This window comes from Acinetobacter sp. FDAARGOS_515 (assembly GCF_003938865.1).
In the GTDB taxonomy this organism is placed as follows: domain Bacteria; phylum Pseudomonadota; class Gammaproteobacteria; order Pseudomonadales; family Moraxellaceae; genus Acinetobacter; species Acinetobacter ursingii.
Map to the genome: position 1 here is coordinate 1,373,218 of NZ_RKIX01000003.1, position 25,642 is coordinate 1,398,859.

At 38.1% G+C, this 25,642-nt stretch carries 27 protein-coding genes, 2 tRNA genes and 4 pseudogenes; 21 read left to right on the top strand and 12 right to left on the bottom strand.

Features of this window, described 5'->3' with window-relative positions:
• Positions 1–60 precede the first annotated feature (60 nt).
• Together EGS47_RS07930 and EGS47_RS07935 are read left to right on the top strand one after the other, a co-directional pair.
• Positions 61–741, top strand: a complete 681-nt coding sequence (locus EGS47_RS07930; protein ID WP_125269514.1) for an ion channel — start codon at positions 61–63, stop codon at positions 739–741.
• Positions 742–939: 198 nt separating this feature from the next.
• A complete protein-coding gene (locus EGS47_RS07935) occupies positions 940–2,910 on the top strand; it encodes a BCCT family transporter (RefSeq protein WP_125269515.1) in 1,971 nt (656 codons plus the stop codon).
• A gap of 56 nt (positions 2,911–2,966) precedes the next feature.
• Here the strand turns inward: EGS47_RS07935 and omp33-36 are convergent, their stop codons facing one another.
• Positions 2,967–3,869, bottom strand: coding sequence for a porin Omp33-36 (omp33-36, locus tag EGS47_RS07940; protein ID WP_125269516.1), 903 nt, complete (start codon positions 3,867–3,869; stop codon positions 2,967–2,969).
• Positions 3,870–4,912: 1,043 nt separating this feature from the next.
• Here omp33-36 and EGS47_RS07950 point away from each other — a divergent pair.
• Positions 4,913–5,644, top strand: a pseudogene (locus tag EGS47_RS07950) (IS5 family transposase).
• Positions 5,644–5,931, top strand: a complete 288-nt coding sequence (locus EGS47_RS07955) for a helix-turn-helix transcriptional regulator (protein ID WP_323807940.1) — start codon at positions 5,644–5,646, stop codon at positions 5,929–5,931. Before EGS47_RS07950 ends, EGS47_RS07955 begins: the two are co-directional and overlap by 1 nt.
• Positions 5,932–6,217: 286 nt before the next feature.
• On the opposite strand, the gene EGS47_RS07960 is transcribed toward EGS47_RS07955, so the two are convergent.
• The 3 genes from EGS47_RS07960 to EGS47_RS07975 all read right to left on the bottom strand — a co-directional run bounded on the left by EGS47_RS07960 (position 6,218) and on the right by EGS47_RS07975 (position 9,317).
• Complete coding sequence (locus EGS47_RS07960) at positions 6,218–7,543, bottom strand: ISNCY family transposase (protein ID WP_125269517.1); 1,326 nt, start codon at positions 7,541–7,543, stop codon at positions 6,218–6,220.
• Between the two features lie 200 nt (positions 7,544–7,743).
• Positions 7,744–8,876 (bottom strand): IS3 family transposase gene (locus tag EGS47_RS07970; protein ID WP_223235881.1). Its coding sequence is split into 2 segments (ribosomal slippage): positions 7,744–8,624 and positions 8,624–8,876, totalling 1,134 coding nucleotides; the frame shifts between segments, so codons are not numbered across the junction.
• A 102-nt stretch (positions 8,877–8,978) separates the two neighbouring features.
• Positions 8,979–9,317 carry a winged helix-turn-helix transcriptional regulator gene (locus tag EGS47_RS07975; RefSeq protein WP_119686387.1) on the bottom strand — a complete coding sequence of 113 codons (339 nt, stop codon included), beginning with the start codon at positions 9,315–9,317 and terminating at the stop codon, positions 8,979–8,981.
• A gap of 120 nt (positions 9,318–9,437) precedes the next feature.
• Between EGS47_RS07975 and EGS47_RS07980 the strand changes: the two genes are divergently transcribed.
• A complete protein-coding gene (locus EGS47_RS07980; RefSeq protein ID WP_044435697.1) occupies positions 9,438–9,980 on the top strand; it encodes an NAD(P)H-dependent oxidoreductase in 543 nt (180 codons plus the stop codon).
• Between the two features lie 147 nt (positions 9,981–10,127).
• Here the strand turns inward: EGS47_RS07980 and EGS47_RS07985 are convergent.
• A pseudogene (locus tag EGS47_RS07985) lies at positions 10,128–10,705 on the bottom strand (ATP-binding protein); the annotation flags it as partial.
• 11 nt (positions 10,706–10,716) lie between these two features.
• A pseudogene (locus EGS47_RS07990) lies at positions 10,717–11,048 on the bottom strand (site-specific integrase); the annotation flags it as partial.
• Between the two features lie 12 nt (positions 11,049–11,060).
• On the opposite strand from EGS47_RS07990, the gene EGS47_RS07995 reads away from it, so the two are divergent.
• Positions 11,061–11,243, top strand: a complete 183-nt coding sequence (locus EGS47_RS07995) for a helix-turn-helix domain-containing protein (RefSeq protein ID WP_119686388.1) — start codon at positions 11,061–11,063, stop codon at positions 11,241–11,243.
• A 275-nt stretch (positions 11,244–11,518) separates the two neighbouring features.
• Here EGS47_RS07995 and EGS47_RS08000 read toward each other — a convergent pair.
• Both EGS47_RS08000 and EGS47_RS08005 read right to left on the bottom strand, forming a co-directional pair.
• Positions 11,519–11,594: transfer RNA gene (locus EGS47_RS08000), tRNA-Gly, on the bottom strand.
• Between the two features lie 44 nt (positions 11,595–11,638).
• Positions 11,639–11,714, bottom strand: a tRNA-Gly gene (locus EGS47_RS08005).
• Positions 11,715–11,915: 201 nt separating this feature from the next.
• Here EGS47_RS08005 and EGS47_RS08010 point away from each other — a divergent pair.
• From EGS47_RS08010 to EGS47_RS08030, 5 genes are all read left to right on the top strand, one after another.
• Entirely contained in the window at positions 11,916–12,224 is a 309-nt protein-coding gene (locus EGS47_RS08010; protein WP_044435701.1) for a BolA family protein, read from the top strand.
• Between the two features lie 18 nt (positions 12,225–12,242).
• Positions 12,243–12,635: a SirB2 family protein gene (locus tag EGS47_RS08015; RefSeq protein WP_049173838.1), complete on the top strand. Its 393-nt coding sequence runs from the start codon at positions 12,243–12,245 to the stop codon at positions 12,633–12,635.
• An 80-nt stretch (positions 12,636–12,715) separates the two neighbouring features.
• On the top strand, positions 12,716–13,552 hold the full coding sequence (locus tag EGS47_RS08020) for a ParA family protein (protein ID WP_125269519.1): 837 nt from the start codon (positions 12,716–12,718) through the stop codon (positions 13,550–13,552).
• A 13-nt stretch (positions 13,553–13,565) separates the two neighbouring features.
• Positions 13,566–13,952: a hypothetical protein gene (locus EGS47_RS08025; RefSeq protein ID WP_004985706.1), complete on the top strand. Its 387-nt coding sequence runs from the start codon at positions 13,566–13,568 to the stop codon at positions 13,950–13,952.
• A gap of 213 nt (positions 13,953–14,165) precedes the next feature.
• Positions 14,166–14,756, top strand: a complete 591-nt coding sequence (locus EGS47_RS08030) for a LysE family translocator (protein WP_004995490.1) — start codon at positions 14,166–14,168, stop codon at positions 14,754–14,756.
• A 2-nt stretch (positions 14,757–14,758) separates the two neighbouring features.
• On the opposite strand, the gene EGS47_RS08035 is transcribed toward EGS47_RS08030, so the two are convergent.
• On the bottom strand, positions 14,759–15,412 hold the full coding sequence (locus EGS47_RS08035) for a DedA family protein (RefSeq protein ID WP_004995492.1): 654 nt from the start codon (positions 15,410–15,412) through the stop codon (positions 14,759–14,761).
• A 203-nt stretch (positions 15,413–15,615) separates the two neighbouring features.
• On the opposite strand from EGS47_RS08035, the gene EGS47_RS08040 reads away from it, so the two are divergent.
• From EGS47_RS08040 to guaA, 3 genes are all read left to right on the top strand, one after another.
• Positions 15,616–16,038 (top strand): DoxX family protein, encoded by a 423-nt coding sequence (locus EGS47_RS08040; protein ID WP_005001594.1) that lies wholly within the window; start codon positions 15,616–15,618, stop codon positions 16,036–16,038.
• Positions 16,039–16,154: 116 nt separating this feature from the next.
• Entirely contained in the window at positions 16,155–16,523 is a 369-nt protein-coding gene (locus tag EGS47_RS08045; RefSeq protein WP_125269520.1) for a NirD/YgiW/YdeI family stress tolerance protein, read from the top strand.
• Positions 16,524–16,658: 135 nt separating this feature from the next.
• On the top strand, positions 16,659–18,227 hold the full coding sequence (guaA, locus tag EGS47_RS08050) for a glutamine-hydrolyzing GMP synthase (protein ID WP_034699884.1): 1,569 nt from the start codon (positions 16,659–16,661) through the stop codon (positions 18,225–18,227).
• Between the two features lie 247 nt (positions 18,228–18,474).
• Here the strand turns inward: guaA and EGS47_RS08055 are convergent, their stop codons facing one another.
• Genes EGS47_RS08055 through EGS47_RS08065 form a run of 3 tightly spaced genes read right to left on the bottom strand, consistent with a single transcriptional unit; the run spans position 18,475 to position 20,133 of the window.
• Positions 18,475–18,939, bottom strand: a complete 465-nt coding sequence (locus tag EGS47_RS08055) for an NF045616 family extracytoplasmic (lipo)protein (RefSeq protein WP_052501214.1) — start codon at positions 18,937–18,939, stop codon at positions 18,475–18,477.
• 2 nt (positions 18,940–18,941) lie between these two features.
• Entirely contained in the window at positions 18,942–19,619 is a 678-nt protein-coding gene (locus tag EGS47_RS08060; RefSeq protein WP_125269521.1) for a zinc protease, read from the bottom strand.
• Positions 19,609–20,133, bottom strand: coding sequence for a PAAR domain-containing protein (locus EGS47_RS08065; protein WP_044435714.1), 525 nt, complete (start codon positions 20,131–20,133; stop codon positions 19,609–19,611). Before EGS47_RS08065 ends, EGS47_RS08060 begins: the two co-directional genes overlap by 11 nt.
• Positions 20,134–20,498: 365 nt before the next feature.
• Between EGS47_RS08065 and EGS47_RS08070 the strand changes: the two genes are divergently transcribed.
• The 7 genes and pseudogenes from EGS47_RS08070 (at position 20,499) to EGS47_RS08100 (ending at position 25,589) form a co-directional block, all read left to right on the top strand.
• A complete protein-coding gene (locus EGS47_RS08070; protein WP_125269522.1) occupies positions 20,499–21,038 on the top strand; it encodes a PadR family transcriptional regulator in 540 nt (179 codons plus the stop codon).
• A 14-nt stretch (positions 21,039–21,052) separates the two neighbouring features.
• Positions 21,053–21,443 (top strand): annotated as a pseudogene (locus tag EGS47_RS08075) (Fur family transcriptional regulator).
• 26 nt (positions 21,444–21,469) lie between these two features.
• Positions 21,470–21,772, top strand: coding sequence for a DUF3861 domain-containing protein (locus EGS47_RS08080; RefSeq protein ID WP_125269523.1), 303 nt, complete (start codon positions 21,470–21,472; stop codon positions 21,770–21,772).
• A 305-nt stretch (positions 21,773–22,077) separates the two neighbouring features.
• A complete protein-coding gene (locus tag EGS47_RS08085; protein WP_125269524.1) occupies positions 22,078–23,025 on the top strand; it encodes a pirin family protein in 948 nt (315 codons plus the stop codon).
• On the top strand, positions 23,022–23,420 hold the full coding sequence (locus EGS47_RS08090) for an OsmC family protein (RefSeq protein WP_125269525.1): 399 nt from the start codon (positions 23,022–23,024) through the stop codon (positions 23,418–23,420). The genes EGS47_RS08085 and EGS47_RS08090 overlap by 4 nt, the downstream gene beginning before the upstream one ends.
• A gap of 100 nt (positions 23,421–23,520) precedes the next feature.
• Positions 23,521–24,162, top strand: a complete 642-nt coding sequence (locus EGS47_RS08095; RefSeq protein WP_125269526.1) for a glutathione S-transferase — start codon at positions 23,521–23,523, stop codon at positions 24,160–24,162.
• Between the two features lie 164 nt (positions 24,163–24,326).
• Positions 24,327–25,589, top strand: a complete 1,263-nt coding sequence (locus tag EGS47_RS08100; protein WP_005001608.1) for a ParB/Srx family N-terminal domain-containing protein — start codon at positions 24,327–24,329, stop codon at positions 25,587–25,589.
• Positions 25,590–25,642: the final 53 nt, after the last annotated feature.

Genomic DNA, 25,642 nt, shown 5'->3' on the forward strand with positions numbered 1-25,642 from the left:
AAGATAGAAAAACTTTAAAACAAATTTTTTGATAAAAGAACAAAAAATATAGGATATGACATGCAGGCATTCAGAGATTTTTGGAAAGGCTTTCGCTTATTACCTTCAGCATGGTTATTGATCGTTCAGTTTTTTATTTTAATTCTTTCATCTATTAGCCATGATAGTCATATTTCTTATCGTGCCATCAGCTGGGTATTGGGTGCATTGGCATTATTGCTTATTGCCAAAGTGATACGCCAATCACCTGCTTTTACTGCGCTGGGCTTATTCTTTGTGAGTGGTGCATTACTTTTTTCAATTCTGATTTTGCTAGGTTATCGCGAACCAGCCATACAAATTACAGCTCATATTTTTGAGAGTCTGGCTTATTTTTATGCGGCTTATGGTTTATTACGTTATATGTTTGCCGATCGTTATTTGACCAAAGATGAAATGTTTGCGGCTGGAGCGGTGTTTACTTTATTGGCATGGGGCTTTGCTTTCCTCTACAATATTTGTCAGTTGATCGATCCTAACAGTTTTATTAAGCCTGAACATATAGGCATAAAAAGCTGGTTAGACATCCTTTTTTTAAGCTTTAGTCTGCAATCCGCTACAGGTCTTTCCGATATTGTGCCTTCAGGTGCAGCAGCCCGAGTCATTGCGATTATCCAGATGTTTGGAGGGGTTATGTATTTGGCAGTGATTGTTACTCGTTTAGTTGCATTGCAGTACACGCGACACAGTCCAAAAGATTGAATTTATAACGATCAATAAAGTTTTGTTACAGCTCTACAACGTTTCCAATGAAAAATCTCCATAAAATACAAAGGGTGAGAGAGATAGCGGCTCTTACTTTTTAAGATCAATATCCTCTTATATATTCTTGCCACTTTTTTGTGTTGTCTTCTGTGATCGAGAGATCACGTTTTTATTAAAAAATAATCTGGGGGATCTATGCCTTCCAAAACGTCATCTTGGATGAGTAATATCAATCCAAATGTGTTTTTCAGTACACTCGCAATTATCGCGATCTTTCTCGCAATTGTCATTATTGCACCCAATTCCTTTGAATTATTGACTCAGCAGTTGAAAGACTGGATTACTGAGTCGTTTAGCTGGTTTTATGTCTTGTCAGTTGCTTTCTTTTTGATTTTGCTGATTATTATTGCATGTTCTCCAAGTGGTAAAATCAAACTCGGTCCTGATCATAGTCAACCCGAATACAGTAATAGTTCATGGTTCGCCATGTTATTTACTGCGGGGATGGGGATTGGGCTTATGTTTTTTGGTGTGGCAGAACCGATTATGCATTATGTCACGCCCCCGACAGGAGAGCCTGAAACCATTCTTGCTGCACAGCAAGCGATGCGTGTTACCTTTTTCCACTGGGGCTTACATGCATGGGGGATCTACGCCATTGTAGCCTTGTCACTGGCCTACTTTGCCTATCGACATAATCTTCCTCTAAAAATTCGTTCCTCACTCTATCCCCTGATTGGTAAGAAAATTTATGGGCCAGCAGGCGATGCGGTAGATACCTTTGCAACGATTGGAACTATTTTTGGGGTGGCGACCACGCTCGGATTTGGTGTCACTCAAATTGGTTCGGGTCTGAACTATTTATTTGGTTTGCAAACCTCCGCGACTTCACAAATTATCCTGATTGTTGTGGTCAGTGCTATGGCGAGTCTGTCTGTCGGATTAGGACTCGATAAAGGGATTAAACGTCTTGCTGAACTTAATTTGGCATTGGCTGTCATTTTATTGCTGTTCGTATTTTTTGCCAGCTCAACGATTTATCTGCTGCAAACGACTATCCAAAATGCAGGACAATATGTTTCTAACCTGTTTGATATGACTTTTAATCTTTATGCTTATCAACCTACAGGCTGGATTGGTGGCTGGACGATTATGTATTGGGCATGGTGGATTTCATGGTCACCATTTGTGGGAATGTTTATTGCCAGAGTGTCCAAAGGTCGCACCATTCGTGAGTTTATCATTGGCGTCTTATTTATTCCGACTGGATTTACCCTGATCTGGATGGGATTTATGGGCAATGCGGGGCTTTATAGTGTCTTACATGATGGAAATATAGGTTTACTTACCGCGATACAAGGCGATTCATCGGTTGCATTATTCGAGTTTTTGGGCACATTGCCTCTATCTGGTGTAATGAGTTTGCTGGCCACGATTCTGGTGATTCTATTTTTTGTGACATCCGCAGACTCTGGTGCACTGGTGGTTGATTATCTGACTGCACAATCCGATGATTCACCTGTATGGCAACGTCTGTTCTGGATTGTGGTCATGGCAGCCTTGGCCATTATTTTATTGCTGGCAGGTGGTTTAACCGCCTTGCAATCGGCAACCATCATGAGTGCTTTGCCTTTCACGGTGATCATGTTATTGATTTGTTGGGGTTTAATTAAAGCACTGAGGATTGACAGTACCAAAATGCAGTCAATCCAAGAGGCGCGTACTACGCCCCGCGCGATTCAAAATCCGCGTAGTTGGCAACAGCGTTTAGGCTTGATTATGCATTATCCGCATTCCAAGCAGGAAGTGGATGAATATATTCAGACGACAGTGAATAGGGCCTTTGAAAGTATTCAAAAAGAATTCCGTCGTCGACATTTGACAGCAAAAATAGAAAACACTGAAAATGGTTTGGTGTTGAAAGTGGATCACCACGATGAAATTAACTTTATTTATAATGTGGTTTCACGTGAAACAGTGCCACCAAGCTTCATGGTGAAAGATCAACCTACCGAAAATGAAGAATATTTTCAGGCAGAGGTGTTTCTACGAGAGGGTGGGCAGAATTATGATGTGATGGACTGGACACAAGAAGATTTGATTCAGGACATTATTGATCAATATGAACGCCATTTATATTTCTTAAATGTTGTGCGAACCACCTAACGCAAAAAGAGAGGACTCAATTTGAGTCCTCTCTTTTTTTGTAAAGTCAGAATCTATTAGAAACGAACTTTAGCGTTCAAACCGATCGTTTGCGTATCAATATCTGAACCTTGAACATCTGCTTTCAGGTAAGATGCACCCACCGCAACAGCTGGAGTAATGAAGTAATTTACATTCGCTCCCCAAGCTTGTCTAAAGCGACCTAAATCATCACCTTTAATGTTTGCTTCGCCATCATTACCAATAAATGTTGCACCAACGCTGAGTTTTGGTGTTAAGTAAAGATCAGATTTTAAACCATATTGATTTTCCTGACCAAATGCACCAGCAACTTCAAAACCGACTGCCATATTCGTACCGTCGATTGGACCCACATACTTCGCACGTGCAGTCACAGCATCTTGATCGTCTTGAATCGCAGCAGTTTGATTGACTGCCGAGTAGATACCATTGTTCATGATACCAAAAGTATCTAAAGAGAATTGATCAGCCACACTGGTATAACCGACAGCCATTAAGAAGTTAGGAAGCAACATTGCACCAACTTCAAGTGAGTAACGGTCACCGTGGTCATCACGAGAAATTTCATTTTTACCATCAGCATCGGTATGGTTATAAGATGCACTTGCATAAACAGGAACATAAGGTGTTGGAAGATAAGCTTCACCTTTTGCACCATAAGTGCCAATGTGGTAATTAATACCATCTTTCACATCATATTGCTGATAGCTATAACCAAGCGAAACGCTAGAAGCCTGGTTCAAAAATGCGGCTTCAGCTAAAGGGCCTTTAGATGCATCAACATCCTTTAAATAGAATGTACCGTTAAGGTCACCTGTAAAGTTTTTATCATTCGCAGTCGTATCTACAAATTCTGATTGACCTTGAACTTCAACTTGATATGCGTGAGCACCGGTCATGGCTAAAAGTAAAGCAGTGGCTAAACCGAGTTTTTTCATAGTAGTTTCCAGCGTTAACAAGAAAATTAAGCTGCGGTCATTGTATTGTAACAATTTATGAAGTCAATGATATTAAAAACAGGCAGAGTCAAGGCTCTCGGGCCAGCTAAGTATCTGAATAAAAAGTGATCATTTAAAATAAATCCTGTCAACCTGAAAAAATTACTATTTTTACAATTAGCTAGAAGCTTGATTGCTACCCAAAAAATGTAAGTAAGCGTAAAAAGAAGCGTTTTTTTTGATTGTAAAATTAAATTATTAATTTAATTTTAATTGATAAAAACTTTTAAATATTTTTCTTTCAATTGAATATCATGCCAAATTTATTATGTTTATGCATATTAATGTGAAATTTATCACACTAAAAAATTAAATCGAATGATGTTTGTTTGGTTTAAAAAGATAAAATTGTTAAAACATTAATCATCAAGATGAAGAAGTGTGATGCCGCTCTGTAAAGAATGGTAAAAATCAGGAAAAAAACATAGTAATTTATATAAATGCGCTTTACATCGATCAAATTTTTTTAGATAATTGCATCAAGAAATGTTGACTGGTTTAGTCGGATTTTGGTTTCTCAAACGAATTGTTTTAAAAGTTTTACTTTTTATATGCCCAGCTTTCCCCAAGGTTGGGCTTTTTTTTTGCTTGATCTTTGATAAATGAAAATGACTATAAAAAGAGATTTGGGTAATAAAACTGAAGATAAAAAAAAACCAACCGATAAGAGAGTGGTTGGGCTGAAAAGGATGTTAGTTAGGAGAAACATCCTTGAGGAAGTTGCTCTATCTCTGCTTTAAGATTAACTTCGGAATATGTGTTAATTATGAATTTAGATTTATAATCTGTAAAATTGATAGTTTTAATTTTATTAATAGTTTTTTTCTATTTTATTGCGCTGTTTTAAGTGATATTCATCTGATTCACAGAGTTGGATAGGCTGCATATTTTTTCATTGTTAATTAGGGGGTGTTGATACGTTTAGTATAAAAAAAAAGCGAAGTAGTAAAATTAAATCGCCAAAGCCAATTTTACTATTCGCTATGCCTCGTACCATGCTGACAGATCAACACTGGCAAAAGTTGAAAGCTATTTTGCGTAATTTATCTATTCATCACAACCCAAATTTACGTAATTTTATTGAAGCTATTCTATATAGAATGAGAACAGGCTGTCCTTGGCGAGATATTCCTTCTGTTTTTGGCCAATCTAATTCAATTTTTAAACGCTTTAATCGTTGGTCAAACAGTGGGAAGTTTCTTATATTATTTAAGTTATTGGCATCTCATTCAGAGATGGAGTGGATTTTTATTGATGGCTCTCATGTTCGTGTTCATCAACATTTCGCGGGTATCGCGAATCAAGCCATTTCTAAAAGTGTGGGAGGAAACTCCTCAAAAATACACTTAATTTTTGATGCGCATGGTCGCCCTATTGATTTTATGATTACTGATGGAACCACGCATGATGTTAAAATTACACCATAGTTAATATCGAAATTAGACTTAACCGAAACAGACATGGTATGTGCAGATAAGGGCTATGACTCAGAACCATTAAGAGAACAGATTAGAGAGACAGACACTAAAGCGAATATACCTAGAAAATCGAATAGTCAATCAAATAACGATCATATGGACTGATATTTATATAAGATCAGGCATTTAGTTGAAAACATGTTTTATAGATTAAAGCAATTTAGAGGAATAGCCACTCGGTATGATAAGCTCAAAAGAAATTATGGAAGTTCAGTTGCTCTAGCTTGCATATTTTGATGGCTATCTTTATAGATCAGTATTTGATCGTGAAATGTCAACACACCCTAATGGAATTGAATATTTCAAGTATATTTGCAACACGATTACGTTTTGCACGTAAAGTTAAAAGGCTATCTCAGGAAAAGCTTGGTATTTTAGCGGGTATCGATGAATCATCGGCTAGTAGTGCCCGAATGAATCAATACGAAAGAGGTAAGCATACTCTTGACGTTCTGCTGGCTTCGCAGATAGCAAAGATATTGGAATTCCCATTATCTTTTTTTATGCACCCACAGATGACTTAGCAGAATTGAATTAAATATTCTATAGTCTAGATGAAGATAAAAAGATTGAGCTTTTAGCTTTTGCTCGACAACTTAAACAAATACAAAATTGAATATTTACTCAAGCTAAGCAACGTTGTGGAACTTTGATCAAAGAATAGGCGTGGAGCGTGAAAAATCCATAAAAAAGCCCGATCTGGAGAGATTGGGCTTTTAAAATTAATACAAACAATTGTTTTAAATAAAATTAATATAGCGTGTCATTCCCAAGTAGAAATGTCCTACCTAATAACCAAATAGAAATGTCCTATATGGACAATTCCAAGTCAAGCACAGGATTTAGATTTCGTTCTTTGATTGCTATTTTCTGTGCACGTCTGCTTGGCATCTTTTGAGAACGATTGCGTTTGTTTTGTTGTTCCAGTTCTTCATGCTGTTGTTGGATATGATTCAGAACAGCACCCAACCGTTTATTCTCAACAATCTCTCGCTGATTCAGCTGACTTAATTTATCGAAGAGGCTGTAATTGATCTTTCGGCCATCATGCATGAGGGCTACAGTACCATCCGGGTATTCCAGGAACTCAAGATACTTACCGATCAACCTTTGATTTTCTTCGGTGTTTTCCAGGAGATATACGCATTTATCATAAGTAATCGTCAGGCTATTCGTGACTCTGCGGGGTTCACGCCAAGTAAAAATATCATCTAATTCTTCGGCTGTTTCAGTGATAGGCCGATGTAGATCCTTAGGATTAAAAGCCATCTTGGCGAACTTCTGATTGAACTGCTCAATGAAGCAGGGTAGCCAGACATTAGCTTGCTCAATCGAGCTGATACCTTCCAGACGCATCTCCTTGATCAGACGGTCCTGAAGGGTTCTGTTGGCACGTTCCACACGGCCTTTGGCCTGTGGTGAATTGGCGAAGATGATATCGATATTCAGGGTACTGAGTACGCGTCCAAACTGGGTAATCTTGGTGTCTTTCTTGCTGCTTTGATTCACCCTGAAGACTGAATGTTTGTCGCTGTAAAATGCCAACGGCTTACCATGCTGCTCAACATACAAGCGTGTTGAAATCATATAATCAAAGGCTGATTCTGATTCACAGAAGCGTAAATGCTGCAATTTTCCTGTAGCATCATCGATAAACACCAGCAGACAGCATTTAGCAGCGCGTCCTTCAAACCAGTCATGATATGAGCCATCAATTTGGATCAGTTCACCAAAGCAATCCCGGTTGTAACGAGGCTGATACGGGCGTTTCAGGCGCTTGGATCGAGGAATCCATAAGTCAGCTGCAATCATCCAGGAACGCAGGGTTTCTACTGAAAGATCGAATCCATGTACGGTGGTGAGCTTTTCATGCGCTAAAGTGGGTCCGAAACCATGGAGTTGGTCAGAAACAATATTGAGGCACTTGAGTCTGAGTTCTTCAGGAAGTTTGGAATTGCTGATTTGGCCACGACCGGCATGGGCTAATGCAGCGGGACCTTGAGCTTTGTATTTCTGCAGTAAGCGTCTGATCTGACGTTCTGAAATATGAAGTAGCTGAGCAGCCTGGGATTGAGTTATGCGTTGATCGCAGATTTCCTGCAAGACCGACAATCGTTTAAGTTCTTTATCCGACATAGACACCAACATATCAAACCGTCCGCTAACGAAATTGCAAAAGTGCATATTCTAAAAGCGGACATTTTTACTTTGGAGAAACCGGACATTTCTATTTTGGAGTTACATAGCGACTTCGTATAAGCCGTATTATGTTAAAAGAGGTGGTCCCACATGTTTGAACAACTAAAAGCTTATTTATAAGTGATACTCTGCTCTAGTTAAGCTACCTTATTTTGTTGTGGTAGCTGGTCATAGTAAAACTCATCTGGAGTCATTTTGTCCAGACTCGAATGAGGTCGTTTCAAATTATAAAATTCAAAATATGCGTTTAATTGCTTCTTCGCATCCAAAACATTGCTGTAGGCTTTGAGATACACCTCTTCATATTTAACGCTCCGCCATAATCGTTCAACCATCACATTATCAACCCATCGACCTTTACCATCCATACTGATTTGAATGCCATTTGATTTCAATACATCAATAAATGCATCACTGGTAAACTGACTGCCTTGGTCTGTATTAAATATTTCAGGTCGACCATATTTTTCAATAGCTTCATTTAATGTTTCTATGCAAAATGTAACCTCCATACTAATCGATACTCTATGCGCAAGTACCTTGCGGCTATGCCAATCAATCACAGCACATAAATAAACAAAGCCTTTTGCCATAGGGATATACGTTATATCCGTAGACCACACTTGATTACTGCGCTGAATAGCCAATCCTTTGAGCAGATATGGATATTTGCGGTGAGCTTGATTAGCCTGGCTTAAATTTGGTTTGCAATATAACGCATTAATGCCCATTTTCTTCATTAAAGTACGTGTATGACGTCGTCCTATATGATGTCCTTGACGATTCAACAAATCACGCATCATCCGGCTACCTGCAAAAGGGTATTGCATATGTAACTCATCCATACACCGCATTAGCTTCAGATCTGATGCACTCACAGGTTTTGGGCGATAGTAATAACAACCACGGGAGACTTTCAGCAGCTGAGCTTGCTTAGATACTGAAATCTGAAGTGAGTCATCGATTAACTTTTGTGGTTGAAGCGGCCCAGTTTCTTCAACACACCTTCTAAAAAATCAATTTCTAATGCCTGCTCACCGATTTTTGCATGTAGTTTTTTTAGATCGATGGGTGGTTCTGTTGGAGCTTTTGATTGATCGAAAGCTTGCGAGGAAGCTGAAATCAGTTGATTTTTCCAGTCGATAATTTGGTTTTGATGAACATCAAATTCAGCACTCAATTCAGCAAGTGTTTTTTCTGCTTTAATCGCAGCAAGTGCTACCTTAGCTTTAAAATCATTTGAATGATTTCTTCTTGGTCTACGTGCCATAAAATACTCCATATATTGATGTTTATAACATCATTTGGGGAGCAAAATATCACTTATAAGTGTTGTTCAAATTTCCTGATCCACCTCTTAAATAAGTTAATTTTAAAGATTTTTATTGCGTTCTCCCCATTCACACATCATATCCAATAAAGGGATTAAAGATAATCCTCGTTCGGAAAGGCTATATTCTACTTTTGGAGGTATTTGAGGATATTCCTTACGAATAATAAGGTGATCTCTCTCCATTTCTTTAAGCGTATTGCTAAGAGTTCTGAATGAAATGTTACCTATAGAGCGTTGTAGCTCGTTAAATCGCATTACTGCTTTATATTCATAAAGCCAGTACATAATGATCATTTTATACTTTCCATTAATCAGAGAAAGAGTATATCCAAACCCTGTATGTGTTAGGGAAGTATTTGATGGAACACATTCACTCATTTTAAATTCCTGTACTATCATTCTGTATAGTATATAACATTAAGTACCGTACTTATATTTAGTAAAGCGAAAATATATAATTGTTTCATCAATTTTAAAACTAAATAGAGTACTTCAACGATGAAGAAGACGTTAGTAATAGTCGCACATCCTCAAATCAATGAATCTGTTGTAAATCAACGGTGGGCGGAAGAGCTAAGAAAACACCCTGATGAATTTACAGTTCATGAAATTTATAAGGCTTATTCAAATGGAGTAATTGATGTTGCTAAGGAACAGTCCCTTATTGAAGAGCATGAAAATTTGATATTCCAATTTCCTATTTATTGGTTTAACTGTCCACCATTGTTTAAACAGTGGTTAGATGAAGTTTTTACATATGGTTGGGCTTATGGTTCAACAGGTGATAAGCTGAAAAATAAAAAAATTATGCTTGCTGTTTCTGCTGGTATTAAATCAAAAGATTACTCGGATACAGGACGATATCAGTTACCGTTAAATCAAGCACTTTATCCTTTTGAGTTAACCGCTTTATATGTCGAGGCTGATTACCAACCAATCTATGCATTTTACGGTACAGAAAGTAATCCAACTTCTGAGGATGTTGATCAAAGCGCAGTTGATTATGTTCAGAAACTACTACACTTAGCTAATAGTGGCTAAGTGTTAAGTGAAGAATATCTAAAATTAACATAATACGACTTATAAAAAGTTAGCATTGTAAGCCCAAAATAGAAAGTCCGCTTAACAGTTATGATAGCGGACACTTTCTATTTATGAGTGATCTTTTTAACGTTTCCGATAGTCATCCTAATAGCACGGTACAATCATCAAACCATTTTCATGCAGTCTAGACCAAAGTCTGGTTCCTAAATCTCTCAAATTGAGCAAGAGAAAAGTTAGAAATGAGTAAGGTTGACTTCATCTGATCATAACGACTGTATAAAACTTTATGCTCCATTTCCAGACGTTTCTCATGGCGATCGTGTAGTCCATATTCATCAATCACCAATAAATCAAAACTCGTTAATTGCCGAATAATTTCATCTTCGCTAGAGCTATGATCTGACCATGAATCCATCATCTTTTGTGCAATCTCTGCACTAATAAAATACCTCACTGAGCAAAAACTGCTGTGTAATATATTTCGGATAATCGAAGCACTAAGATGCATTTTGCCAGTACCTGAAGAGCCTAATAAAGCAAGATTACAGGATTCACCAAAAATGAGTTTTTGAGCGAAGCATTGGCAGTGATTGATTCACTGCATCTTCTTGGGTTACTTTCGTGATGCTAAAGTTCTTAAAACCACAGTGGATGTATCGTTTCTTTAACCCTGAATTTGAAAGTCTTTGCTGTAAAAGATGCTTCTGTATTTTAGGTGAATGCTATTCTTGCGCATGGATTCCCGAACATAGATCTCACGTCGTTGTAGATTGACATTCTCCCAACGTAAACCATCTATTTCACTCGTACACATACCCGTGAAAAAACGAATAGTATAATAGGGTTTAAAATCATGCCGTGCTGTTTTTAAGATCAGTTGCACCTGTTCTAAAGAGAAAGGATGAACTTCGACTTTGCTCTCTTTTAAATTATTGATATTTTTGTAAGGTGATTCAAATTCGTATCGCTCAACTGCGTCATTGAGTATCATACGTAAAGGTGTCATGATTTGATTGATCCGTATGCTTTAATACTTGTTTGATTTTTTCCGTAAGTCACTTTTCCATATAGCGAAAGATGAAGGTTGCTGATCTAGTGAGAAGTACTGGAATTAATAAATCAGCATTACATAAACTTTATAATGATGAATCTGTTCGAATAGATTTTGAAACTATTAATAAGATTTGTTTTGCTCTTAACGTAGAGGTGGGAGATTTATTGGTTTTTAAAGATATGAATGAAAATCATGTTGTTGAGTAGTGTTTTGGTCACAAATTACGATTGAGAAAGAAAAATTGACCTTAGGTACTTCATTTTCTAGAGTGTTTTTTGTACATAATTTCAAATCATTTAAGGTCAATTGAGCTCAGTTTTATAACGTGGGCACAATTTGGTCACATCTTGGTTACAAAGTTTTTTAATATGACTTCGTGATATCGAGAATACAAAGACGATCACGGCTTTATTAAGAAGAAAAAAATTATATAAATCAAAAATAAAAAGCCCCTATCTTTCGATTGAGGCTTTTTAGAATATGGAGCGGGAAACGAGACTCGAACTCGCGACCCCAACCTTGGCAAGGTTGTGCTCTACCAACTGAGCTATTCCCGCAAATATTTGAGCAGTTTTATAAAAAACTTTCACTAAAAACAATCTGGAGCGGGAAACGAGACTCGAACTCGCGACCCCAACCTTGGCAAGGTTGTGCTCTACCAACTGAGCTATTCCCGCGTGCCGCTTATAATACATTAAGCAAATCAAGGGTCAACCACTTTATGCAAATAATGCTGCTGATTGCATAAAATAAAATCATATTCGCGCTCTGATTGTCTGAGTTATTCTATTTGACTCACTTTTTATGTGTTTTTCAGTGTTTTAAACTTAGGCACGTTATACTTCCATCCATCTTTCTATGTAAGTAGGTAACTGATCATGACGCTCGAACAACAACTGATTGAACGTTTAAATACATTGCAACCCACGCAGCTTGAAGTAACCAATGAGTCTGCGGGTCACGGTGGTTACTTTCCGGGTAAAGAAAGTCATTTTAAAGTCGCTATCGTAAGTCCAATTTTTCAGGGACTTCGACTGGTGCAACGTCACCAAAAAGTCTATGCAGTCGCAACAGACTTGATGAATCCTGGTAAAATTCATGCATTGGCGATTCATGCCTATACGCCAGATGAATGGCAAGGCCAGGTACCCGATAGTCCTGAATGTGCACATGCACCTAAAAATTAAACAAATTGATAGATAAAAATGGATATACATTTATTCGTCCTTGTCATTCATCTGGTTGCCTTGGCACTTGCAGCGATAGCCGTGCTGATTCGTTCTATGCCTTTATGGATGACTACGCCTAATCAGTCTGAGTCTCCTGCGACCAATAAACTCTGGATTGCCCTGCAACATTCAGGATTTACGCTTATTGTCATTACGGGACTTATTTTGTTATCTCTGAATCATTTTCAAATGCAGCCATGGTTTTATGCCAAAATTATTCTGTTTGTGGTAATGCTTTCGTCATTCAGTAAAGCATTTAAAAAGGATCAGTCTATTTTAGTGGTACAGCGCAAAGCAGGTCTGGTCATTGGCTGTGTGGCATTTGTTGCTATTCTGGGTTTAGTCATGATCAAGCCAGTTTTTGGTTAATTGTTTGACATTCTTTGCATTTATATCGATTGGCTAGGTTAAACTCTAAACAAGTTTGAAAAAATAGTGATGAGGGAAGCATGTTTACACGGGTGGTTTTCAATCAAAAAGGCGGTGTGGGTAAATCAAGTATCACGGTAAATCTGGCAGCAATTAGTGCTGCGCAGAATTTAAGAACACTGGTGATTGATTTGGATCCACAGGCCAATTCAAGCCAATACCTATTAGGTGAACAGGCGACTTACTCCGCAGATAAAAATGCCCTAGAGCCGAACATCGAAAACTTTTTTGATGATGTACTCGGTAACAACCAGCAGAAAGGTTTGATTGGGAATGCCATTGGTTCAATTTTAAAATCACGTGCCAAGGGATTGGAAAGTTTTGTGCATCATACTGCTTTTCCAAAGCTGGACGTGATTCCAGCCAGTCCAACACTGGGTGCATTAGAGCATGCGCTTGAATCCAAGCATAAAATTTATAAATTACGCGATTCTTTGCAACAACTCAGCAGCCAATATGATCGGATTTATATCGATACGCCACCTGCTTTTAATTTCTTTACTTTGTCGGCGCTCATTGCCGCTGATCGGGTGTTGATTCCATTTGATTGCGATGTTTTTTCCAAACGTGCGTTACAAACTTTGATTGAAAATGTGATCGAAACCCAAGATGATCATAATAATGGTCTGGAAATTGAAGGGATTGTGGTCAATCAATTTCAGGCACAGGCAAAATTGCCAAGAGAAGTGGTACAACAATTAAAAGATGAAGGCTTACCTGTATTAAACAGCATGTTACCGCCTTCAATTTTAATGAAAGAATCACATCAGAAAAATTTACCCTTGGTTCATCTATCGCCAGAACACAAGCTGACACAAGCGTATCAGACACTGTTCTCAGAAATTGAACCCAATTAATTTGAGAAAAGCGATGAAAGGCTTATATTTCCTTCCTCTAAGCGTATTAACACTATTGCTGGGTGCTTGTGCGACCACAGTTAAACCGACCTATGTCTCTCCAACGCAATACCAGTCGTTGAATTGTCAGCAATTACAAAGTGAATATAATCGTATTCAACTCTATATTGAAAATGGTGTGCAGACACCGAAACGGACAGGTGTGGGTGTAGGCGTTGGACTTGGCGGTGGCTGGGGACGTGGTGGTTGGGGCTTCGGCCCAAGCGTTTCAGTCAACATGGGACAATCTTCAAACACCAAAAATACGGAACTTTCTCGCGTATTAGGTCAGCAAGAAGCGATTGTTCAGGCAGCACAATTTAAAAATTGTCCTATTGTGGTCAAGAAAAAAGCTAGTTAAAATCCTAAAAACGAGTCCTGTTTCACATTTTTTGAATCAGGACTGAATAAGTGTTTGTCAAAATGTTTCGTGATATGTCTTTTTAAATCATATTGTTAGTTTTCTTTGCATCGATATTTCATCATCTATGCTCAGGCTTAAACGTCAATAAAACTTGTCAGTTAAATTCAATTTCATATAAGGTGTGCCCACCTTAATCGCGATGGATACTTTATGATTGAAAGCTGGTTTTTTGTATTGGCGATGCTAGCCGTGCTACTTATTCCTGGTCCAACCAATGCGTTGTTTGCCAGTGCTGCACATCATCAGGGTATTACAAAAACGGCTTCTTTTATTCCAGCAGAATGGTTGGGTTATCTGTATGGTATTGCGATTTGGGCATTGTTAATTCATCTTGGGCAACCGATCTGGCCTGCACTGACTCCGCTTTTGCATGTGATTAGTGCTTTGTATGTCATTTGGTTGGCATTTAACTTGTGGAAAAGCTCACATTTACAAAAACATAGCCAAAGTCACAAAACGATTCGCCCTAAACAGATATTTTTCTCGACCTTAAAAAACCCTAAAGCGTTATTGTTTGCCGCAGGAATTTTTCCGCCAGAGACATGGGATTCTTTGGAACATGCCATTTTAGTACTAGGCGTATTTAGCTTGATTCTATTTCCAGTGTCATGGTTCTGGATGGTGTTTGGTCGAGCTTTACTGGCAGGTAATATTAAGGGATTGCAAGCCGACCGTTTATATAAAGGATCGGCAATGTTGCTGTTATTATGTATGTTACCCGTGATTTTTCGATTCTTTTAAACTTACTTTTTAGAGTTTAAAACTTGGCGCTTATTGCTGAGTTTCTGACGAATAAAGGCAAAAATTCCCGGTAACACACTCAAAATAATAATGCCAAAAATTAAGTGGGTAAAATTATCTTTAACCATCGGCATATTGCCAAATAAATAGCCCAATGTAATAAAAGAAGCCACCCAACACAGCGCTCCAATCACATTATAGGTCAGAAAAAACTTATAGTTCATGCTGCCTGCACCTGCCACAAAAGGCGCAAAAGTACGGGCAAAAGGAATAAATCGAGCAAAAATGATGGTTTTACCGCCATGACGTTCAAAAAACTCATGGGTTTTGCTCAGATGTGCTTTATTAATAAAACGTGAATTCATTTCAAAAACACGCGGGCCGATGAAACGACCAATATGATAATTTAGGGTATCCCCCAATACTGCTGCAATGAATAAAAGAATACCCAGAACCCAGGGATCCATTGCACCCGTAGATGCTGCCAATGCCCCTGCTGCAAAGAGTAAACTGTCGCCCGGTAAAAAAGGCATGACCACCAGACCAGTTTCCACAAAAATAATCAGAAACAAAATTGCATATATCCATACGCCATAATTGCGAATAAACTCAAGAAGGTGATCATCAACGTGCAAAATAAAATCAAAAAGTTCCATGACAGGCTACAGCGCAAAATTGTGATCAAATCCTAGCAGTGCCTTATGTGAAAGTCAGTATGATTCAGTAAAAAGTTACATCTTTTATTGTCTTTTATTCAGAACGATATGTCTGAAAAATGAATATTTATTGCAAAAATAAAGCAGATTAAGATCATCTCATCAAAACAACATACTTTGAAATCAATCTAAAGGGCTTATTTATGTTTAATCCAAATGTAGTCGTAAAAAACATCGTCACTCAATCTGGTGCAGATGCTGTTATCTCATTGGTCGCACGAATCCTGATGGCCTATATTTTTATAGTTGCAGGTTGGGGAAAAATTACCGCTTATTCGGCAACTGTGGGTTATATGGAATCGATGGGGGTGCCAGGTGGACTATTACCTTTAACAATTTTGGTTGAATTTGGTGGCGGACTAGCTTTGCTTTTTGGTTTTCAGGCTCGTTTAGCAGCTTTGGGACTTGGTGTTTTTAGTATTTTGACCGCGCTTATTTTTCATGAAGGTACAGATCAATCTCAAGCCATTAATTTTATGAAAAACTTAAGTATGGCGGGCGGTTTATTTTTCTTGATGTTACATGGTGCGGGTAAATTCAGTCTAGATGCAGCGATTGAAAAATAAATTATTCAGACTTATAGGGTAAATTAACTTTTACCTTATATTACAAAACTCTAGCCGACATCTTTTTCACTTTCTGCTTAGATAAAACTGAATACATTTAACATCAAGAGAGAATAATGAAAAAGTTTATCCTGACTGCTTCTATCGCCGCGACAGTCGTTTTATCTTCTAGTGCATTTGCTGGCAAGGATGATCATGTGATTATTCAGGAAGCTGCAAAAAATATGGTGACTGTTCAGCAAATAGCAAAAATCAAAGATGAAACGGGCGTAACATTGACAGGTCAAATTACCAAACATATTAAAAGTGATCATTACGAATTTAAAGATCGTTCTGGCACAATTAGTCTGGAAATTGATGATGATCTTTGGCATGCAGCAGGCTTAAAAGTCGGTGATCACGTCCGTGTTGTGGGTGAGGTAGATACTCATCGCTATAAACCTACAGACATTGAAGTCGTGAAAATCGAAAAAATTCAGCACTAAATAGAAGGCACTCATTTAGTGCCTTTTTTAATACTGTTTTTATTAAGTTTTTTGGCTATGGAAAGAACGTGCGTGGCATCATGAAAAATGCTAGAATATTGCGCTTCTCTCGTTGCCTTGCATAGTTGCGTAATCATGACAACCAATACTCACATTACTGATGACCGTATCTTAATTTTGGATTTCGGCTCTCAATACAGCCAGCTGATTGCACGTCGTGTACGTGAAGCAGGTGTATATTCTGAAATGTATGCTTTTGATATGTCTGAACAAGACATTCGTGCTTTTAATCCGAACGGTATCATTTTGTCGGGTGGGCCTGAAAGCGTGCATGAAGAAGGTAGCCCACGTGCGCCACAAGTGGTATTTGAGCTTGGTGTCCCTGTCTTAGGGATTTGTTATGGTTTTCAAACCATGTCTGAGCAATTGGGCGGAAAAGTTGAGCCGGGCAAGGTGCATGAGTTTGGTTATGCCGAAGTCGACATTCAACAACGTGATCAATTGATTGGCAATTTGCAGGATCGCGAAGATCAACTCCATGTCTGGATGAGTCATGGTGATAAAGTAGGACGTTTACCAGAAGGTTTTCAGACTACGGCTAGTACGCCAAGTTGTCCATTCGCAGCAGCATCCGATGAAACTCGCCGTTTCTATGGAGTTCAGTTCCATCCGGAAGTCACGCATACCGCCAAAGGTGCAGAATTACTGTCTAACTTTGTGCATAAAATCTGTGGTTGTGGTGGTCTTTGGACGCCAGAGCACATTATCGATTTGCGCGTAGAACAATTACGTCAGCAAATTGGAGATGAAAAAGTATTACTCGGTTTATCTGGTGGTGTAGATTCCTCTGTTGTGGCTGCACTTTTACATAAAGCGATTGGTGATCAATTGACTTGCGTATTTGTAGACAATGGTTTGCTTCGTTTAAACGAAGGCGACCAAGTGATGCAAATGTTTGCAGATAACATGGGAATCCGTGTCATTCGTGCCGATGCCGAAGAACGTTTCTTAACTGCACTTGCGGGTGAAGTTGATCCAGAGAAAAAACGTAAAATTATTGGTCGTGAATTTATCGAAGTCTTTGCAGAAGAAGCGCGTAAACTCGATGGCGTGAAATTCTTGGCGCAAGGTACAATTTATCCTGACGTGATTGAATCTGCTGCCAGCAAACAAGGCAAAGCACATGTGATCAAATCCCACCATAACGTGGGTGGTTTACCAGAAGATTTAGCGTTTGATTTGGTCGAGCCATTACGTGACTTGTTTAAAGACGAAGTGCGTAAGCTAGGTACGACGCTTGGCTTGCCACACAGCATGATTTATCGTCATCCATTCCCGGGTCCGGGTTTGGGCGTGCGTATTTTGGGTGAAGTGAAAAAAGAATACGCCGATATTTTACGTCTGGCAGATGATATCTTTATGCAGGAACTTCGTGCTAGTGGTTGGTACGACAAAACAGCACAAGCATTTGCCGTATTCCAACCTGTAAAATCTGTGGGTGTGGTGGGTGATGGTCGCCGTTATGCATGGGTGATTGCACTTCGTGCGGTTGAAACGGTTGACTTTATGACCGCGCGTTTCGCTCATCTTCCTTATGATTTAGTTGATAAAATCTCGACACGTATCATGAACGAAATTAAAGATGTTTCACGTGTAGTATACGACGTGTCATCTAAGCCACCGGCGACGATTGAATGGGAGTAAATTTGGGCTTTCTAAAAGCGATAGCTTTTAGCCAAGTTTACGCCATGAAAGAGTTTTAACGTAAAACTTTAAAATGAGTGTAAGATTCTCGCGGTAGTGAGCGTTCTAAAATAGATCAAAAAAAAGCCGACTTGGAAAAGTCGGTTTTTTGCTGTTTTTCGATAGATTAAATTTTTTAAATATCTGATTTTTATTAAATATTCTAAATTAATTTCGCATAAGGCGTATGATGTTAATTTTAGGAATATTACTTATTAAACCAATTTAGAATTTTATTGAATAGATTATTTTCTTTTTTAATATCTTTATTTTCTATCTGGCATGTATAACCATCTACAACTTTTTTTAAGGAAATTTTCCCCGATATTTCTGTAATACAAGTACGTATCGAATAGGTTTCACTCATATCTAGAACAATATCATAGGGTATATTTCTCTTAAAATTGGACTGATCTATTGTAATACATTCATTTTCATAAATTGGCATTTTTATATTTTTATAGATATTATTATAGGAGCTTCTGAATTTCTGGCCTTGAATAATATGACCAATATATAAATAAATTTGATTGTTATAAGGTTGCGTCTTAGCATCATTTGTAAATACACAAACATTATTATTTTTTACCGTAGCATATAACTTTTTTTCTGGTGATGCTTGTGTTGTTATCGACAGAGGAAAAAGTAATAAGATGAGAAATTTTTGTTTCATAGTTAATGATGTGGTAACAAAGAAGAATTCTTTGGATTTTTAACGAAATCGATAAGAATTGCCATAACTCGATTATGAAGTTTTAAACTTATTTGTAAATGCTTTCGATGAGGTTCCTCATTTTTTAGAAAATTGCTATCAAAGTAAAATTCAATAATTCTTCCTTGTTGCTCAAAATTAAAATCTTGAAATTTTTTATTCGCATCTCTCCCTAATAAATCAGTGTCATATGCTTTCAATTCATTAGCCGAGTCTACAGACTGAACCTCTGTCGTATATCCTCCATTACACCCTTGTTTTAACCCTAACCAACCAGTTTTAGCACCATTTTGATATTGCCAAACATGAGCCATTTCATGAATAAACCAATGCTTAATGTTAGGTCGAGATAAACTGAAATCTTGATTCTCTACATAGTCTTTTGACGAGATATAGATTTCACCAGCAGGAGTCATTGCATTACCAGTAGCTGTATGTATAAGACCTCCTACATGAATCCATACTTTAGAATAGTCAATAGAATTTTTAAATACTAATTGAGACATTCTAATTTCACCTGATGTTAACTGACGCTTTGTTCCGATTTTTATGACAGTTGCACCATAGGATTTCATTTCCTTCATGTCATCATTTAATTTTTTTAGTGTGTCTTGAAATGTCGCTATAATATTATTCGTCATGGGAATGTTCCTTTGAAATTATTCTTAATTCTATGTTTTCAATTTCATTTGATGTAATTAACTTTGTATAGCCATCTTTATCAGTTGTTCCATGAATAATTTCACCATTTTGATGAATCTCGTAACATACATTGGCTAATGGTTCATTTGTTATTTGGTCTTGTAATAAGAATCTTTGTCCATACTTTTGCTTAGGTTCTGACACAAAACTATTAGTATTATTAGATACAATTTTTGAATTACTAATCCCATTATTCATAACAGCAAGATCAGAGATTTTTAAGTATTTTGATCCGCAAGTTGAGGTATCACCTACAGCAACAATACTTTTTCCACCAACAATCATAAAACCTTGATTTGAAGCAATTGCACGTGATTGAACCTTACACCTAGGACAATAGTGAGTCATACCATCTAAATGGACAGCTTTCCCTTCTACTAAAAAAGAAAAGTCACCTAAAATAATCATTCCGCCATGATCAGTAACACACCCAACTGTAATTAGAGCTTTCATCTATATTTTATAGTTCCTTATATTACGTTTATTAAACCATAAGAAATTAATCATACAAAATTCAGAAATAAGTAAAAACTTAATCTTTTCAAATTGTTAAAAATTTTATCAGCATTTTATAAAATGTAGAACGATTGTGTTTGAAACAATTTATTTACTTTACAAACATACTTGATCTCTATTATCAGTAACAAGAGCGAGTAATCGCTCTTTTTTATTACTTAACTTTTTTAAAATTTGATCATGAAAATAAATAATCTATTCAATATCAATATTATAAAAACTTAAGCTATATCTTGGCTTGTTAAAAGATGTATTAAGATATATCTTAATGATTGCAAATTACCCAATATGAGAAAAATAATATGAGAAATCAATCTGAACGAGATCCTAGACATTCAGAGCGGGCTTCACATGAGCGTGAACATCATACTCACGGTAGAGGACGTCGCGGACGTCTATTTGAAGCAGGTCGAATGAAACTTTTAGTTTTATATCTGATTCAGCAAAGCCCCAAACATGGTTACGAAATCATTAAAGAAATTAGTGACTTAGTCGGAGGAGACTATAGCCCGAGTGCAGGTACGATCTATCCGACATTAACGACACTTGAAGACATGAATTTTATTGCACTGCTCGATGCTGAGCGTAAACAATATCAAGTAACAGAAGAAGGCGAAGCATATTTAAAGCAACAACAGGACTTGTTGACTGCACTGTTGGAAAAGCTACGTCTTCGACGCGAGATTCATGGCAATGATCAACTGATTGATATACACCGTGCGATGGAAAATCTGAAAACGGCCTTGCGATTAAAAATCAATGTTGCAGATTTAAATCCACAACAGATTCATCAGATTGCGGAAAAGATCGATCAGGCAGCCGTTGAAATCGGGCGTTTATGACGGAGGATTTTAAGATGTTGGACGCACAATATCGACTCAAACAGGCGGGTTTAAGAGTTACTCGTTCACGAGTTTCAGTCCTAAATTTACTTGAACAACAATCTGATGACTTAAACATCAAACAGATCTATCAAAAATTACATGCCCAGCACCAGCAACTCAGTTTGGCAACAATTTATCGCGTTGTCAGCGATTTGGTGGATGTAGGTTTAATTGCAAGCTATCAATTTCATCGTGCAGAAACAAAATTTAACCTACCTGATCGTAGCAAAAAACAGCTCCTCCAGATCCAGTGTGCGGCCTTAACGCAGGCGAAACAAACGCAATTTTTTACAGTCCTTACAAGCGGTTTTTCAACAATTTCAAGTAGAGGTTATGCAACTTGAAATTCGGGAAAGTACTTAATTTTAAAATAGAATTGGAATTGATCTATGAAACAACATCAATACTTTGTCACTGTTCAACATTTAAAAGATGCCAAAGGTGAGGTATCAACTTATGCTGAAAAACTTAAGTTTTATACACGCAATCATGATGATATTTTTCAGATTGTAGAAAAATTAAAAAGCGCAGCATTCTTTGACGAGCAAACCACACAATCCTTTGCGCTTGGGCTCAAACTATTTAGTGAAGTGATGTTAGAGCAGCGTAATCATCCTTTATTTGCAGAGTTTGCACCGCATTTCCGAGATTTTATGAAACACATGAAAAGTCAGATTCCGCAGTCCAAATAATCTTTGAGTACGGCTTTGACAAGGATTGTCTTAAAAATAGCACTACACTGTCTTAAAGTTGTGCATAGAATCTTGAATTAAGTTTGGTAATATAAACATAATCAGTAAGATAAGTCATTTATGAAAGCTAACAAACAGTTGGTTTAGAACGCGCTGTTTACGCAATGATAAAACAACAATGCTCTGAGACACGTTATTCTGAATTTTAAGCGTATCCAAGTGGTGAATAGCATTTTGATCAGCAAGCGCAGCGCTCAGTTTGGCTAGCCATTCATATGATTTAAGCACACATCAGGACAAAGATAATGACCAATACCAATTATACGGAAATCTCAGATTCACAGGATTGTGAAAGTTACATCAATCAATTTATTCAGGATTTTCAAATTCGCAGCGCAGAAATTGGTAAAGGAACCGTGATTAAACGTGCTTTACCGAGTCGGCAAAAACGCATGATCGGTGCATGGTGTTTTCTGGATCATGCAGGTCCCGTAACCTTTCCACAAGGCGATGGATTGGATGTTGGGCCTCATCCGCATACAGGTTTGCAAACCTTTACTTGGATGATTGAAGGCACCATGATGCATACCGATAGTTTAGGCACCAAGCAATTGATTCGTCCGTATCAGGTTAATCTGATGACTGCTGGATATGGTATATCCCATACTGAAGTGGCGCCAGATACTGAAACTAAAATGCATGCGGCACAGCTCTGGATTGCCTTGCCTGATGACAAACTCAATATGCCTCCACAGTTTGACCACTATCCTGTATTACCAAAAACACAACAGGATCAGATTGAATTTACCATATTGGTCGGTGAGTTTATGGGACAAAGCTCTCCTGTGGCGGTGCATACGCCGCTGGTGGGTGTCGACATGACCGCTCAGGCAGATGCGAAGACTCGTATTCCACTCAATCCAAAATTTGAATATGGCTTTTTAGCATTAGAAGGTCATGCTTGGGTGAATGGACATGAGTTGAATCAGGACAATCTGGTGGTATTAGAGCCAGGGGTTGAACATATTGAGATTGATATTCCAAAAGGACATCGTGTATTACTGATTGGTGGTGAACCTTTTGAAACTCCAATTTTACTGTGGTGGAATCTTGTCGGTCGCACCACGGAAGGACTACGCGAAGCACGTGAGCAATGGGTCAATCATGATGCACGCTTCGGCGAAATTCCAGATTATGATGGCTCACGTCTTGAAGCCCCCACTTTCCCTGATCAAATGAGAGCATCCAAATGAGTGTGATTGCACGTAGCGTTGTTAAAACAGATCCAGCACCGTGGAAAGGTGAAGTCACCAGCGGTAAACACCATTTTATTACCGATAAACCTGAATCTTTTGGTGGTCATGATACGGGGCCAGCACCTTATGACTTTCTAACAGCAAGTCTGGCGTCATGTACTATGATTACCTTGCGTATGTATGCACAGCATAAAGAAATGGATTTTGGTGAGTTTAGCGTCGAAGTTGATTTTTTTATGAATAAGGAACAACAGGAATGGATCGAACGTCGTGTGAATTTTAAAAATCCATTATCTGAAGAAATGCAGGAAAAAGTGTTAAATGTCTGTAGTAAAACACCAGTAACCAAGACCTTATTACGCAGTGTGGAAATCAAAACCACCTTAGCTTAATTCTGTTGCAATCTCATGATTTTACAATTCAGCCCATGCAATGCTCATGGGCTGAATGCGATTAATCAATTTAAAATTTTGGCGAGAAATAGAGAACAATATGCTGACTTTACATCATCTGGAACAATCGCGTTCTTTTCGGATTTTATGGGCTTTAGAAGAGCTACAACAAGACTATCAAATTCAATATTACAAACGTTTGCCGACCTTTGCCGCACCACCTGAACTGAAACAGATTCACCCTTTGGGTAAGGCACCCATTTTACAGGATGATGATCGCGCGATTGCAGAGTCTGCGGTGATTTTGGAATATCTACAAAGTAAATACGATTTGCAAAATCAGTTTAAGCCACAAAATGATGAAGATGCTTTTCAATATTTATATTGGATGCATTATGCCGAAGGTTCACTGATGCCATTATTGGTATTTCAGTTGGTCATGAACAATGTTGGTAAAAATGTACCTTTTATCATTCGTCCGATTGCCAATAAAATTACCGATGGCATTAAAGCTGGCTTTATTCGTCCACGTTTAAAAGATCATATTGCTTTTTTAGAGGAATATTTATCGCAACATGATTATTTTGCTGGTCAGTTTAGCTTTGCTGACATTCAGATGAGTTTTCCACTTGAAGCTATTTTAACCCGTACCACAGGCCAATATCCGAATATTCAGGCTTTTCTTACTCGAATTCAATCTCGTCCTGCTTTTCAACGTGCCAAGCAAAAAGGAATTGAATAAAGGCGGTTTTGATAGCCAACCATATTGCCTGCTGACAAACTGATGCAGCATGGCAATGCTTGTTATATTTTAAAACATCAATCAAAATGAAATTTGTCATTTATTTTGAATATTTTCTCGTCAATATGCATCTTTTCAAACAAGCTTTAGATGATTGATGTTTTATGAAATTGATGACTAAAAATATGACAATATTGTCTCTGGGGATTTGTGCGGTTTTCGCATTAACAGCGTGCAATGATTCAAATGATGATCAAAGCCAGAACACGCCGTCGACTCAGCCGCAAGATCAGCGCGATCAACGCTTTTTAAATGCCAAAGCTGGCGATATTCTTCAGGTTCAGATTGCTGATCTGATTCCGACTCAAGGCGCAGTGGGCTATGACCAGATTTATTATAAATTAGGCCGTTGGCAAGGCGATTGGAATCGTCAGACTTGGCAAGCGGATCCAATCAATCAACTTTCTTATCTCAATAAAACCATAGGCAAAAAATTCAGTGATTACTGTGAAGCAATTGGTGCCAAAAGCCGCGATGACTTTAGCAGCATGGAGCAACTCAAAGGAGCAAATTTAAAACAACTCGATAGCTTTGGTTGTGCCGAACAACCAGCAACAGAAACTGCTGATTTGAAAACGGTCGTGGTTGGCTACGATGGTCGTTTGTATCTGACTGATGGGCATCATACCATGACCCAGTTACGTGAATTACCCGATGGCGGTGAAACGCTGAAAGTTTGGGTGCGTGTGGTTGATAATTATAGCTCTCTCAAAACAGCAGATGAGTTTTGGACAAAAATGGTCGCCAATGGTCGTGCATGGTTGCGTAATGGACAAAACCAAAGCATTACATATCAGCAATTACCAAAAAATTTGGGGCTTAAATCAGCAACCAATCCAACGGGTATGGAAGAAAATCAGTACCGTTCGTTGATGTATTTTGTCCGAGATATTGGCTATAGCAAACCTGAGAATGCCACCGACTTTCTGGAGTTCTTATGGCAAGACTGGTTAGAAGCTCAGGTTAAAACAGGGATGGTACAACCTTTAAGTTTTTATCATCTTGATGCGAAAATATATGGCGGGGCAGATGTGCTGGCAAGCACCAGCATCAAAAAGGATTTAACTTTGTCGGGTAGTGCCACAGGTTATACCGCAGCAATTGCCAACTATGCTTTATTGATCGGTACAACAGCACCAGACACGGTCATTTATCAGAATCAGACCGCAAAAAGTCTGGGTAGTTTAAACCTGCAAAAAAATGCAGATAAAGGCTCTGTGACCGCCAATGCCATTAGTACTTTTGATGAATTGAATCGAGATGAAGTCAAAAAAGATGGCACGCCACGATCGGGTGGCAGTGTTTGGTATGCGGTACATTATCGTGAATGCGGTAAACCAATTACGGGAACATGCTGGGGTTGGTAATTATTTGAAAAAATTAAAAAAAGAACGCACAAAGCGTTCTTTTTTACCATAAC